The organism is Streptomyces sp. NPDC020875 (genome assembly GCF_040641415.1).
Classification (GTDB): domain Bacteria; phylum Actinomycetota; class Actinomycetes; order Streptomycetales; family Streptomycetaceae; genus Streptomyces.
In genome coordinates this window covers 18,551-31,558 of sequence record NZ_JBFADP010000041.1, presented here as the reverse complement: position 1 = coordinate 31,558, position 13,008 = coordinate 18,551, and the positions used below count along the sequence as shown (strand labels likewise).

10 protein-coding genes and 1 riboswitch are annotated in these 13,008 nt (G+C 72.4%); of the genes, 8 read left to right on the top strand and 2 right to left on the bottom strand.

The window, feature by feature from the left end:
- The first annotated feature begins 30 nt into the window (after positions 1–30).
- From AB0G74_RS23255 to AB0G74_RS23245, 3 genes are all read left to right on the top strand, one after another.
- Positions 31–1,470 (top strand): cellulose binding domain-containing protein, encoded by a 1,440-nt coding sequence (locus tag AB0G74_RS23255; RefSeq protein WP_361149329.1) that lies wholly within the window; start codon positions 31–33, stop codon positions 1,468–1,470.
- 237 nt (positions 1,471–1,707) lie between these two features.
- The gene (locus AB0G74_RS23250; RefSeq protein ID WP_361149428.1) at positions 1,708–2,895 is read left to right on the top strand and encodes an acetyl-CoA C-acyltransferase; all 1,188 of its coding nucleotides are present in this window, start codon (positions 1,708–1,710) and stop codon (positions 2,893–2,895) included.
- A 217-nt stretch (positions 2,896–3,112) separates the two neighbouring features.
- A complete protein-coding gene (locus tag AB0G74_RS23245) occupies positions 3,113–3,622 on the top strand; it encodes a hypothetical protein (RefSeq protein WP_361149326.1) in 510 nt (169 codons plus the stop codon).
- Between the two features lie 148 nt (positions 3,623–3,770).
- Here AB0G74_RS23245 and AB0G74_RS23240 read toward each other — a convergent pair whose 3' ends face one another.
- The gene (locus AB0G74_RS23240; RefSeq protein ID WP_361149324.1) at positions 3,771–4,613 is read right to left on the bottom strand and encodes a DUF4097 family beta strand repeat-containing protein; all 843 of its coding nucleotides are present in this window, start codon (positions 4,611–4,613) and stop codon (positions 3,771–3,773) included.
- Positions 4,614–5,069: 456 nt separating this feature from the next.
- Entirely contained in the window at positions 5,070–5,654 is a 585-nt protein-coding gene (locus tag AB0G74_RS23235; protein ID WP_361149322.1) for a helix-turn-helix domain-containing protein, read from the bottom strand.
- A gap of 156 nt (positions 5,655–5,810) precedes the next feature.
- On the opposite strand from AB0G74_RS23235, the gene speB reads away from it, so the two are divergent.
- The 5 genes from speB (at position 5,811) to metE (ending at position 12,979) form a co-directional block, all read left to right on the top strand.
- Complete coding sequence (speB, locus tag AB0G74_RS23230; protein WP_361149319.1) at positions 5,811–6,803, top strand: agmatinase; 993 nt, start codon at positions 5,811–5,813, stop codon at positions 6,801–6,803.
- A 9-nt stretch (positions 6,804–6,812) separates the two neighbouring features.
- Positions 6,813–8,261 carry a cytosine permease gene (locus AB0G74_RS23225; RefSeq protein ID WP_361149317.1) on the top strand — a complete coding sequence of 483 codons (1,449 nt, stop codon included), beginning with the start codon at positions 6,813–6,815 and terminating at the stop codon, positions 8,259–8,261.
- The gene (locus AB0G74_RS23220; RefSeq protein ID WP_361149314.1) at positions 8,258–9,229 is read left to right on the top strand and encodes a nitrilase family protein; all 972 of its coding nucleotides are present in this window, start codon (positions 8,258–8,260) and stop codon (positions 9,227–9,229) included. Before AB0G74_RS23225 ends, AB0G74_RS23220 begins: the two co-directional genes overlap by 4 nt.
- Entirely contained in the window at positions 9,226–10,185 is a 960-nt protein-coding gene (locus AB0G74_RS23215; protein WP_361149311.1) for a carbon-nitrogen hydrolase family protein, read from the top strand. Before AB0G74_RS23220 ends, AB0G74_RS23215 begins: the two co-directional genes overlap by 4 nt.
- A 139-nt stretch (positions 10,186–10,324) precedes the next feature.
- A riboswitch (cobalamin riboswitch) is annotated at positions 10,325–10,477 on the top strand.
- A gap of 183 nt (positions 10,478–10,660) precedes the next feature.
- A complete protein-coding gene (gene metE, locus AB0G74_RS23210; protein WP_361149309.1) occupies positions 10,661–12,979 on the top strand; it encodes a 5-methyltetrahydropteroyltriglutamate--homocysteine S-methyltransferase in 2,319 nt (772 codons plus the stop codon).
- Positions 12,980–13,008 lie beyond the last annotated feature (29 nt).

Sequence of the window (13,008 nt, the reverse complement as noted above, 5' to 3'; positions counted from 1 at the left end):
CAGGACCGACGTTCGGGAGAAGACGGCACCATGCGAAGAACCCCCCACCCCCGGCTGCGTACCGCCGTCGCCGGAATCCTCGCCGCCGGGCTCGCCGCCCTCGGGCTCGCGGCGACCCCCGCCACCGCGACGACCGGGAGCACGGCCGCGGCGAACACGGCCACGAGCGCGGCCGGTCCGGCGCTCACCGTGCAGTACCGCACCGGGGTCACCGGCGCCACCGCCGGGCAGGCCGCGCCCTGGCTGACCGTACGGAACACCGGCTCCGACCCGGTCCAGTTGGCGGATGTGAAGCTGCGTTACTACTTCAGCGCCGACACGGCCGCCGCCTCGTACCGCTACGCCTGCGACTGGGCCGTCCGCGGCTGCGCCAATGTGACCGGGACCTTCGGGACGCTCTCCCCCGGCACCGCCGACGCCGACCGGTATCTGGAGATCGGCTTCACCACCGCCGCGGGCTCCCTCGCGCCCGGCGCGACCAGTGGTGATCTGCGGCTCCGCTTCCACCGCTCGGACTGGAACCCGCTGCGGCAGAGCGACGACTACTCCTTCGGCCCGGAGCGGACCTCGTACGCCGACTGGACCAAGGTGACGGCCCATCACTCGGGGACCACCGTCTGGGGCACCGCGCCCGGCGGGCCCGTTGAGCCGCCGCCCGCGCGGGTGCTCTTCGACGACTTCGTCTACACCGCCCACGACGATCCGCGGCTCGGCGCCAACGGCTGGATGGTCCGGAGCTGGGGCGGCGGACCGGGTGTCCCGGGGGCGACCTGGGCGCCGGAGAACGTCTCCTTCGGGACGACGGACGGCTCGTCGGTACTGAAGCTGAAGACCGAGACCACCGGGACCGCCGCGACCACCCGGCAGGCCGAGTTCTCCACCCATACGATGAAGTTCCGCAACGGGACCTACGCGGCCCGGGTCAAGTTCAGCGACGCGCCCGTCCACGGGCCCGACGGCGACCATGTCATCCAGACCTTCTTCACCATCAACGACCTCAAGGCGCCGATGGCGGACGACTACGCCGAGTACGACTTCGAGTATCTGCCCAACGGCGGCTGGGGCGAGACCGGGAACACCCTCTTCACCACCTCCTGGGAGACCTACGACTCCACCGGCGTCCAGCCGCCCGTGAACACCCACACCGCCGACCGGGCGGGCTACGCGGGGTGGCGCGATCTCGTTCTCACCATCGACGACACCGCCATCCGGTACTACGTCGACGGCCGCCTCTTCGCCACCCACGGCGCCCAGTACCTGCCCGAACGGGGCATGCTGATCGCCTTCAACCAGTGGCTCACCGGCCTCACGGGCCAGCCCGACACCACCACGCCCCGCGCCTACGAGCAGTCGGTGGACTACGTCCTGCACGTCAAGGACCAGGTACTGACCCCGGCTCAGATCGCCGAGCGCGTCGCCGCCTACCGCACGGCGGGCCGTACGTTCGAGGACACCGTCCCGGCCGTCTGATCGTCGCGCGCGAAGGCCCGGAGGGGCGGCGGCCGATGCCCGGCCGCCGCCCCTTGTGCCGTACATCTCCCCCGCCCGGCCCGGTGGACGGGCCGGGAGGGGTTGACCCGGGATGATCGGCTGCGGATAGTGTCGTAAAACTCGCACCGCTAGTTTTACGGATCCGCAGCAAGGATCGCGCAGCACCGACGCCCGAATCCCCGACGCCCCGATGTCCGCACCCCTGGAGCCGTGACCATGCGTCCCGTGTACTTCGCCGCCGCCCGGCGGACCCCCGTCGGCCGGCTGCGCGGCGCGCTGTCCGGCGTACGGCCCGACGATCTCGCCGCCACCGCCGTACGCGCCGTACTGGCCTCGGTCCCCGCCCTCGACCCCGCGCGGATCGACGACGTCTACTGGGGCGCCGCCAACCAGTCGGGCGAGGACAACCGCAATGTGGCCAGGATGGCGCTGCTGCTGGCCGGGGTGCCGGACAGCGTGCCCGGCGCGACGCTCAACCGGCTCTGCGCCTCGGGCCTGGAGGCGGTGACCACGGCGGCCAGGGCCATCGCCTCCGGTGAGGCCGATGTCGTACTGGCCGGGGGCTCGGAGTCGATGAGCCGCGCGCCGTTCGTGCTGCCCCGGGCCGAGCAGGCACTCCCCCATCAGCAGCAGCTCTTCGACACCAAACTCGGCTGGCGGATGACCAACCCCCGGATGGCCGAGCTGCACGGGGTGCTGTCGATGGGCGAGACCGCCGAGGAGGTCGCCGCCCGGTACGGAGTCGGCCGGACGGATCAGGACGCCTTCGCCCTCCGCAGCCACCGGCTGGCCGCGGCCGCCCGCGAGCGGGGCCTCTTCGACGCCGAACTCGCCCCGGTCACCCTCGCCGACGGGACGGTCGTCGGCTCGGACGAGTCGATCCGGCCCGACACCACGGCGGAGAAGCTCGCCGCCCTGAAGCCGGTGTTCCGCGCCGACGGCACCGTGACCGCCGGGAACGCATCGCCGATGAACGACGGAGCCGCCGCGCTGCTGCTGGTCGGCGAGGAGGCGCTGGCGGAGCTGGGCCTCGAACCCCTCGGCCGGTACGCGGGCGGCGCCAGCGCCGGGGTCCATCCCGATGTGATGGGGATCGGGCCGGTACCCGCGGTCCGCAGGCTGCTCGCCAGGACCGGCCGGGCCGTCGGGGACATCGACACCGCCGAGTTCAACGAGGCGTTCGCGGCCCAGGCGCTGGCCTGCGTCCGGGAGCTGGGGTTCGACCCCGAGCGGGTCAACCCGCAGGGCGGCGCCATCGCCCTCGGCCACCCCCTGGGCTGCTCCGGCGCCAGGATCCTGACGACGCTGCTGCACCGGATGCGGCGGACCGGCGACCGGCGCGGCCTGGCGACCATGTGCGTCGGGGTCGGGCAGGGCAGCGCCGTCCTGGTGGACCGGGACTGACCGGCCCCTCGGTTCGGCGCCGGAGGGACCGGCCGGGGACCATCGTGGCGCCATCCCGAGCCCCGATGGCGTACGGGGTCGGCACCCGCTCTCGTACGGCGGCCCGGGTCGGGCCGCACCGTTCCCGGTACGCGGCATCCACCTCGGGAAAAGGCGGGGGCCGGCCGCCGGGCCGGACAGGCGCCGCGCGGCGCAATCGCTGTGCCATCATGGAGCAATGGAACTACGGGAGTACGTCGAGGCGCTGCGTGAGGAGCTGATCACCGCCTCCGCGGCGGGAGACGCCGAGACCCGCGCGGTGGCCGAGCGGCTCGTCGCCCCGCTGGAGTCCGCCGTCCGGCTCACGCTGTTCAAGGTCCTCTCGGACGCGGCCGACGAGATCAGCCGGGAACTGACACCCGGCTCGGTCGATCTGCGGCTGCGGGGGATGGAACCCAGTTTCGTGGTCACGCCGCCGACCGGGGACGAGGGCGCCGCCGGTGGCGACCCGGCCGGGGAAGGCGATCCGGCGGAGGACTGGGCCGGGGCGCTCGGCGGCGCGGCGAGCGGCGCGACGGCGCGGATCAACTTCCGGCCGCCGCAGGCGATGAAGGACCAGATCGAGGAAGCGGCGGCCAAGCAGGGCATCTCGGTCAACGCGTGGATGATCCGCGCGTCGGCGGCGGCCCTGGCCGGCGCCAAGCGGGCCCCTCGCGGCAAACAGCAGTTCACCGGCTGGGTCCGTTAGACGGTTTCCTTCGGATCCCGCCGGGCGGCGCGTGGCACACGGCATGGCATCGGGGTACGGACCCGCGGGTCCGTACCCCGTCGTCGTCGCGGCGGCCTCCCGGCCCGGTTCGCGGACCGTAGCGGAATCATCGCCACCGACAACCGGGTCAGGCGCGGTGGACCGTGATGTCGCCGTACGAGGTCTTCCCCTGGACGTCGACCCCGCCGTCGGCCGACTCGGAGACGCTCTCCAGCATGTTGTTCACCCGGCCGAACCCGGTGGACAGGTCGAGCCGGGCCGGGACGCCCTCCCCGATGCCGATCTCCAGATCGCCGGTGGCCGCCTTGAGGGCGACCGTGCCGCGGACGACCTCGCCGATCCGGACGCTGCCGTTGGCGGTCTCCGCCTCGGTCCGGTCGCCGAGCGCCCGGTCGACGGAGATGTCCCCGTTGGCGCAGCGGATCCTGGCGGTCCCGGCGACCGTGCCGATATCGGTCCGGCCGTTGGAGTTCTTCGCCACGGCCGCGCCCTCGACCTCGCCGATCCGGATCCGTCCGGTGCCGGTGTCGACATCGGCGTCGCCGTCGACCCGGCGGACGGTGAGATGGCCGCCGCCGGTCTTCAGCCGCAGCGGACCGACCTCGTCGAGCTGGACATGGCCGACGGCGGTCTTGTAGCCGCACTCCCCGAGCCGGCCGGTGCCGCGCAGATCCGCCGCCTCCGCCTCGCCGCGGACCCGGGAGCCCAGAGGCAGCACGATGGAGACGTCCACCGAGCGGGTCTTGCGGGAGAACTCCAGCTTCTTGGTCTTGGGGGTGGTGATCACCAGGACGCCGTCGGCGAAGTCGACGCCCGCCTGCTCCGCGGCCTTCACATCGGAGGCATCGGACTCGTCGGTCGGCCGTACCTCGACGACGGTGTCGGTACGGTCCTCGGCGACGATCTGGACATCGCCGACGCCCATGTCGATCGTGACGGTGATCGGCTTCGGAGTCTCGAATACAGGCACGGCTGCCCCTTCTCGGACGTCCGGTGGGTCTCCCCGTGGTACCGGACGAAACAGACGACGGTCGGTTCGGTTCAGCGTGCCCGGAAGGTGCTCGGCACCGGCCCCGTACGGCTCGCCGACCGGCGTGCCGCGGAGTCCGGGCCGGGCCCCTCGCACCGGCGACCCATCCCCATGGCGCCATTATGGCGCAGACGTTGCGCCATCACAAGCGGGGGTGGTCCGGAAGCCGGTCGCGGCGTGTCGGACGGTACGCCGGGCGGGCCGCCGGACATCTGTCGGGCACCCGCGACGCACTGACCGCGACCGACCCCGGGAGCGGCTTCCCAGCGGAGAACGAGCGGACGGCACCCGCGGCAACGGCCTGATCGCCGACCGGCCGGATTACCCGGATTCGAGCCGTATAGCGCCACAGTGGCGCCATGGGTCCACGGCGCCGTCGCCGCAGTCGGCCCCGGGTCAGTGGGAGCCGCTCCAGGGGGCCGGAACGAAGGTCCAGGTGACCTCGGCGGGCCCGGTGCCCGCGTTGCGCCAGGTGTGCGGCTCGCGGCCGGAGAAGGTCAGGGTGTCCCCGGCCGCCAGGGTCTCGGTACGGTCCGTGAACCGCACCGCGATCTCGCCGCTGACGACGTGGAGCACTTCCACATCGCAGTTGATCGTGTAGAGGTCGTCACCGCCGTGGGCGTCCGGCTCCAGCCGGGACCGCAGGATCTGGATCTTCGACTGGGCACGGGGGGTGACCAGCCGGTCCTCGACGCCGTGGCCGCCCATGTTCAGGCGCGGGGCGGAGTCCAGCCGTACGACCTCGGTATCGGCGCCCTCGAAGAGCGATCCGACCGGCAGAGAGAGCACCTGGCAGAGGGTGACCAGGGACGTCACGCTCGGGGAGGTCTCGTCCCGCTCGACCCGGCTGAGGAATCCCCTGGTCAGCCCGGTGGCGGCGGCCACCTGCTCGATGGTGAGGCCCTGAGCCTTGCGGCAGGCCCGCAGCCGCGCTCCGACCCGGACCGGATCGCCGGACGGCGTCGGGTGCAGCGCTTTCATCGAAGACCTCGCGTCGTTCGTCCGATTTTCGGACGACTCTTGACAGAGTGGTCGCCCGAAGCAAACACTACCCGGAATGCAAGTTGCCTAATAAGCATTATTTGTTGTGTATAGGTAACTTCCCTTCCGCACCTCCGCACCAGATCCGAGGTTCCGATGAACGCCGTCGAACCCCCGAGGCCCCCGGTCGGCCCCCCTGACGCGAGTCTCAGCCCCCGCTACGCGGGGATCGCGACCTTCGCGCGGCTGCCCCGCCTCGAAGACGTCCCACGGGCCGATATCGCCGTCGTCGGCGTGCCCTTCGACAGCGGGGTCAGCTACCGGCCCGGCGCCCGGTTCGGGCCCGCGCACATCCGCGAGGCGTCCCGGCTGCTGCGGCCGTACAACCCGGCGCAGGACGTGGAACCCTTCGCCGCCCAGCAGATCGCCGACGCGGGCGACATCTCCGCCAATCCGTTCAGCCTCGACGAGGCCGTCGCCCAGATCGAACGGGCCGCGACCGAGCTGACCGCGGACGGCACCCGGCTGCTGACCCTCGGCGGCGACCACACCATCGCCCTGCCGCTGCTGCGCGCGGTCGCGCGGCACCACGGCCCGGTGGCGGTCCTCCACTTCGACGCCCACCTCGACACCTGGGACACGTACTTCGGCGCCCCCGTCACCCACGGCACCCCGTTCCGGCGCGCGTCCGAGGAGGGGCTGATCGACCGGACCGCCAGCCTGCACGTGGGCACCCGCGGCCCGCTGTACTCGCGTCAGGACCTGCGGGACGACGAACGTCTCGGCTTCGCCGTGATCTCCAGCCCGGAGATCGAGGAGGAGGGCCTGCCCCGGGCGATCGAGCGGATGCTCGCCCGCCTCGGTGACCGGCCCGTCTATCTCTCCGTCGACATCGATGTCCTCGACCCGGCGCACGCCCCCGGCACCGGGACCCCCGAGGCGGGCGGACTGACCAGCCGCGAACTGCTCGCGATGATCCGCGCCCTGCGCGCCACCCGGCTGGTCGGCGCCGATGTGGTCGAGGTGTCCCCCGCCTACGACCACGCCCAGCTCACGGCCGTCGCCGCCGCTCACACCGGCTACGAGATCCTCTCGGCGATGACGCCGGACCACCTGCCCCGCCCGGCCGACCGGCCGCACGAGCGTTAGGGGAAGGCCATGACCTTCTCGGACACCGCGACCCAGCGCGACTCCGCCATCGAACAGCACTCCATCGACTATGTGCCCTCGTCCGAGCGGCACGGCAAGGTCTGGCACCAGGGACCGTTCTGGTTCACCGGCAACTTCGTCCTGCCGACGATGGTCGCCGGGTTCGTCGGCGCCTCCATGGGGCTGAGCGTCTGGTACAGCGTGCTGGCCATCGTGCTCGGCGTCGGCGCCGGAACGTTCTTCATGGCCTTCCACGCCAACCAGGGCCCCCGGATGGGCCTGCCCCAGATGATCCAGTCCCGGGCGCAGTTCGGCAGCCGGGGCTCGACCGTGCCGTTCGCGGCGACCGTCTTCGTCTATGTGGGCTTCCTGGTCTTCGACACGGTCCTCGCCGAGCAGGGCCTCGGGCTGCTGCTGCCGGGCGGCGAGTACTTCTGGTACCCGGTACTGATCGCGGTCTCCATCGTGATCGCCGTCGTCGGGCACGACCTGCTCCACTTCGTCCAGCGCTGGCTGACGTATCTGCTGGTCGTGGTGTTCGCGGTACTGACCGTGGTGGCGATCGTCCACTTCGGCGGCGAGCCGACCCCGGCCGATGTGCCCGCGGCCACCGCGGGCTGGGACCTGACCGCCTTCCTGGTGCAGTTCTCCCTCGCCGCCGGATACAACATCAGCTACTCGGTCTACGTCTCCGACTACACCCGCTACCTCCCGGCGAAGGTGCCCGCGAAGAAGCTGATCACCGCGGTCTACGCGGGCGCCGCGTTCTCCGCCGTCTGGCTGATGTCGCTCGGCGCGATCCTCGCCAGCTATCTGCCGGACCCCGACCCCATCATCGCCCTGCGCGAGGTCGGCGATCTGCTCTTCCCGGGCTTCGGTCTGATCGTCGTCATGGCCTCGGTGCTGGCGCTGATCTCCATCATGGGCGTCAACGCGTACGGCGCGATGCTCACCGGCGCCAGCGCGCTGGACGGCTTCCGCAAGGTGCGGCCGACCGTCCGGCTGCGGATCGTCGGACTGGTCGTGGTCGGGATCGTGTCGCTGGTGGTCGCCCTGCTGATCCCGGACGACTACATCGGCAGCTTCAACAACTTCGTGCTGATGATGCTGTACTTCCTGGTCCCGTGGACGGCGGTGAACCTGGTCGACTTCTACTTCGTCCGCCGGGGCAAGTACGCCATCGCCGAGATCCTCAAGCCGGACGGCATCTACGGCCGCTGGGCCTGGCGCGGGGTCGCCGCCTACATCATCGGTTTCATCTCGATGGTCCCCTTCTTCTCGACCAGCTTCTACGTCGGCCCGGTCGCGGACGCCCTCGGCGGCGCGGACTTCTCCTTCGCCGTCGGACTGACCGTCTCCGGCGTGCTGTATCTGCTGTTCTCCCGGAACCTGGATCATGAGGCGGAGGCCGCCGCCCGCGCGGCGAGCGAGATCGAGCTGGAGGGAGCCGCCCGATGAGCGTGCCCGCACACCGCCCCGCCGACACCACCGGCACCGCTGACACCGGTGCCGCCGGAACCACCGGAGCGACCGGGAGCACGGCCGGAGGGGCCGGGGCCGGAACCGGCGGCCCCGGGGCGGTGTCCGCGAGCACGGTCACGGTCGCCGTCTGCCAGATCGCGCCGCGGGTCGGCGACCCCGAGGGGAACCGGCGGCGGATCCGTACCGCGATCGGGACGGCGGCGGACCGCGGCGCCCGCGTCGTCGTCCTGCCCGAGCTGGCGAACACCGGCTACGTCTTCACCGGCCCGGACGAACTCCGGTCCGTCGCGGAGCCGTCCGACGGCCCCACGATCAGGGAGTGGGAGGCGCTGGCCGCCCGGCACGACCTGGTCGTCGTCGGCGGCTTCGCGGAGCGCGGCGAGCACGGCGCGGTCCACAACTCCGCCGCCCTCGTCGACCGGACCGGGCTGCGCGCCACGTACCGCAAGGCTCATCTGTGGAACGGCGAGAAGACCTGGGGCTTCACCCCGGGGGACGGGCCGCCGCCGGTCGTCGACACGCCGTACGGCCGGATCGGGTTCATGGTCTGCTACGACCTGGAGTTCCCCGAGTGGGTACGGCTGGCGGCGCTCGACGGCGCCGAACTGCTCTGCGGCCCGGTCAACTGGCCGCTGTACCCGAGGCCGGAGGGCGAGCGGCCGGGTGAGATCGTCCGCGTCCAGGCCGACGCGGCCGTCAACCGGATGTTCGTCGCCGTCGCCGACCGGACCGGCACCGAACGGGGCCAGGACTGGCTCGGCGGCAGTGCGATCATCGACGCCGACGGCTACCCCGTGACACCACTGCGCCTCGGCGAGGAGGCGGTCCTCACGGCGGCCCTCCCCCTCGCCGACGCCAGGGACAAGGCCATCAGTGAACTGAACGACGTCCACGCGGACCGGCGTCCGGCGCTGTACGGACGTACCCGGGAGGAGCCGTCATGACCACCACCGTCGCCGTCGTCCAGCAGCCGCCCGCCCTGCTCGACCTGGACGAGTCGCTGCGGCGCGCCGCGGCCCACATCGCCGACGGCGCGCGGGCGGGCGCCGATCTCGTGGTCTTCCCCGAGACATGGCTGACCTGCTACCCGGCCTGGGTGTTCGGCCTCGCGGGGTGGCGGGACGCCGAGGCCAGACGCTGGTACGCCCGGCTGCTGGAGCAGAGCCCGGTACTCGACCCCGGGGGCGACGACGCCCTCGCCCCGGTCCGGGCCGCCGCCCGGGAGCACGGGGTGACGGTGGTCCTCGGCCTCAACGAGCGGGCCGCGCCCGCCTCCGGCTCCCTCTACAACTCCCTGCTGACGATCGGCCCGGACGGCGGCACCCTCAATGTGCACCGCAAGCTGACGCCCACCCACACCGAGCGGATCGTCTGGGCGCCCGGCGACGGGGCGGGACTGCGGGTCGTCGACACCCCGGCGGGCCGGGTGGGGTCGCTGGTCTGCTGGGAGCACTTCCATCCGCTGGCCCGGCACTCCCTGCACGCGCAGCACGAGGAGATCCATGTCGCGGCCTGGCCCGACATGCCGGAGAGCCATGTGATCGCGGCCCGCTCGTACGCGCTGGAGGGCCGCTGCTTCGTGGTCTCGGCCGGACTGGTGCTCTCCACCGACGACGTCCCCGCCGATCTGCTCCCCGCCTACCGGGCCGGGGTCGGTCCGGACGCGCCCGAGGACGGTCTGCTCTTCACCGGGGGTTCGAGTGTCGCGGGCCCGGACGGCTCCTGGGTGATGCCACCGGTCTACGGCGAGGCGCGGCTGCTCACGGCGACCCTGGACACCGCCGGGCGGTACGGGGAGACCCTGGACCTCGATGTCGCCGGGCACTACGGCCGCCCCGACGTCTTCTCCCTCTCCGTCGACCGGACCCGGCGCGACAGCGGGGTCGACTTCACGGACTGAGGGCGCCCGGGGCCACGGGACGCGGGGATCACGGGGACGGGGGAGGTCCGGCTGCCGGACCTCCCCTGACAGTGTGCCCGGCGGCACCGTAAGCTGACCGGCGCAGCTGGTTCGCCCCGTCAGCCGGACGGGAGCGTCGTAAGAGGGAACCCGGTGGGAATCCGGGACTGCCCCGCAGCGGTGAGCGGGAACGACCGCCGTCATACGCACTGGGCCCGGCCGGGTCTGGGAAGCGACGGCCAGTAGGTGTCCGCCGGGAATCCGGTGGATGTGCCCGCGAGTCCGAAGACCTGCCCGTTGCCCGCACGCGGACGATTCCGCGCGCGGACATCCCGGTGACCTCGTGGGCGGGTCGGCGTACGAACCAGCGGTGATCCGCGCCGAACCGGCGCGCCGGCACCGCCGGTACGTCACTCCTTCGCAGCCTCGTCCCGTCGCCGGGATCTCAGGGATTCATCTCGTGAAGGAGATCTCCGTGACATCGAAGTCCGCAGCCGCGGCGGCCCGGGCCACCGTGTACGGCTACCCCCGGCAGGGGCGGAACCGGGAGCTGAAGAAGGCGGTCGAGGGCTACTGGAAGGGCCGGACCACCGCCGACGCCCTCCGGGCCACCGCCGCCGAGCTGCGCGCCGCCAACTGGCGCGAACTCGCCGAAGCCGGTATCGACGAGGTCCCCACCGGTGACTTCTCGTACTACGACCACGTCCTCGACACCACCGTGATGGTGGGCGCGATCCCGGCCCGGCACCGTACGGCCTTCGCCGACGACCCGCTCGACGGCTACTTCGCCATGGCCCGCGGCACCCAGGACGTGGCGCCGCTGGAGATGACCAAGTGGTTCGACACCAACTACCACTACCTGGTGCCGGAGCTGGGGCCCGACACGGTGTTCACCGCCGACTTCGGACGGCAGGTCGCGGAGCTGACCGAGGCGCTGGCCCTCGGCCTGACGGCCCGGCCCGTGCTGGTCGGCCCGGTGACCTATCTGCTGCTCGCCAAGCCCGCGCCCGGGGTGGCCGGGAACTTCGATCCGCTGACCCTGCTGGACCGGCTGCTCCCCGTCTACGCGGAGGTCCTGGCCGACCTGCGGGCGGCGGGCGCCGACTGGGTCCAGCTGGACGAGCCCGCCCTCGTCCAGGACCGTACCCCGGCCGAACTCGACGCCGTCGCCCGCGCCTACCGCGATCTCGGCGCCCTGACGGACCGTCCGAAACTGCTGGTCGCCTCCTATTTCGACCGGCTCGGCCGGGCCCTGCCCGTACTCGCCGCCTCGCCGGTCGAAGGGCTCGCCCTCGACTTCACCGAGCACGCGGGCGCCCAGCTGGGCGAGCTGGCCGCCGTCGGCGGACTGCCCGGGAAGCGCCTGGTCGCGGGCGTCGTCAACGGCCGCAATATCTGGATCAACGATCTGGAGAAGTCGCTGGCCACCCTGGGCACCCTGCTCGGCCTGGCCGACCGGGTCGACGTCGCCGCCTCCTCGTCCCTGCTGCACGTCCCGCTGGACGCGGCCCTCGAACGCGACATCGACCCGCAGGTCCTGCGCTGGCTCGCGTTCGCCCGGCAGAAGACGGCCGAGATCGTCACCCTCGCCAAGGGCCTGAGCCGGGGCACCGACACCATCACGGGCGAACTGGCCGCGAACCGGGCCGCGCTGGCCTCCCGCGCGAACTCCCCCATCACTCGCGACACGGCCGTCCGCGCCCGTACCTCGGCGGTCACCGGCGCGGACACCCGCCGGTCGCAGCGGTACGGCGAACGGACCGTCGCCCAGCGCACCCGGCTCGGCCTGCCGCCGCTGCCGACCACCACCATCGGATCCTTCCCGCAGACCGGCGAACTGCGGACGGCCCGCGCCGACCTGCGCGCCGGACGGCTCGACACCGCCGCCTACGAGGTACGCATCAGGGCCGAGATCGCCGAGGTCGTCGCCTTCCAGGAGAAGACCGGTATCGATGTCTTGGTCCACGGCGAACCCGAACGCAACGACATGGTCCAGTACTTCGCCGAACGGCTCACCGGCTACCTCGCCACCCGGAACGGCTGGGTCCAGTCCTACGGCACCCGCTATGTCCGCCCGCCGGTCCTCGCCGGGGACATCTCCCGCCCGGCACCGATGACCGTCCGCTGGACCTCCTACGCCCAGAGCCTCACCGACCGCCCCGTCAAGGGCATGCTCACCGGCCCCGTCACCATGCTGGCCTGGTCCTTCGTCCGCGACGACCAGCCCCTCGCGGACACCGCCCGCCAGGTCGCCCTCGCCCTGCGCGACGAGGTCAACGACCTGGAGGCGGCCGGAACCGCCGTCATCCAGGTCGACGAACCCGCCCTCCGCGAAACCCTCCCCCTGCGCTCCGCCGACCACGCCGGCTATCTGGCCTGGGCGACGGAGGCGTTCCGCCTGACGACCTCAGGCGTCGCACCGGGCACCCAGATCCACACCCATATGTGCTACGCCGAGTTCGGCGACATCGTCCAGGCCATCGACGACCTCGACGCCGATGTCATCAGCCTGGAGGCCGCCCGCTCCCATATGCAGGTCGCCCGCGAACTCGCCGCCCACGGCTACCCCCGCGAAGCCGGCCCCGGCGTCTGGGACATCCACTCCCCCCGCGTCCCGTCCCCCGAGGAAGCGGCCCGCCTGCTGCGTACGGCCCTGAAGGCCATCCCGTCCGAACGCCTCTGGGTCAACCCCGACTGCGGTCTCAAGACCCGCGCCTGGCCGGAGACCCGCGCGACCCTGGAGAACCTGGTCACCGCGGCCCGCACGGTCCGCGCGGAACTCTCCGACGGCTGACGTACGGCCCCGGGGCGCGGGCGCGTGGA

Coding starts and splice junctions, on each gene's coding strand:
- AB0G74_RS23255 (WP_361149329.1), top strand. CDS start 31: ATGCGAAGAACCCCCCACCCCCGGCTGCGTACCGCCGTCGCCGGAATC.
- AB0G74_RS23235 (WP_361149322.1), bottom strand. CDS start 5,654: ATGAAAGCGCTGCACCCGACGCCGTCCGGCGATCCGGTCCGGGTCGGA.
- AB0G74_RS23215 (WP_361149311.1), top strand. CDS start 9,226: ATGACCACCACCGTCGCCGTCGTCCAGCAGCCGCCCGCCCTGCTCGAC.
- AB0G74_RS23220 (WP_361149314.1), top strand. CDS start 8,258: ATGAGCGTGCCCGCACACCGCCCCGCCGACACCACCGGCACCGCTGAC.
- AB0G74_RS23225 (WP_361149317.1), top strand. CDS start 6,813: ATGACCTTCTCGGACACCGCGACCCAGCGCGACTCCGCCATCGAACAG.
- speB (WP_361149319.1), top strand. CDS start 5,811: ATGAACGCCGTCGAACCCCCGAGGCCCCCGGTCGGCCCCCCTGACGCG.
- AB0G74_RS23245 (WP_361149326.1), top strand. CDS start 3,113: ATGGAACTACGGGAGTACGTCGAGGCGCTGCGTGAGGAGCTGATCACC.
- AB0G74_RS23250 (WP_361149428.1), top strand. CDS start 1,708: ATGCGTCCCGTGTACTTCGCCGCCGCCCGGCGGACCCCCGTCGGCCGG.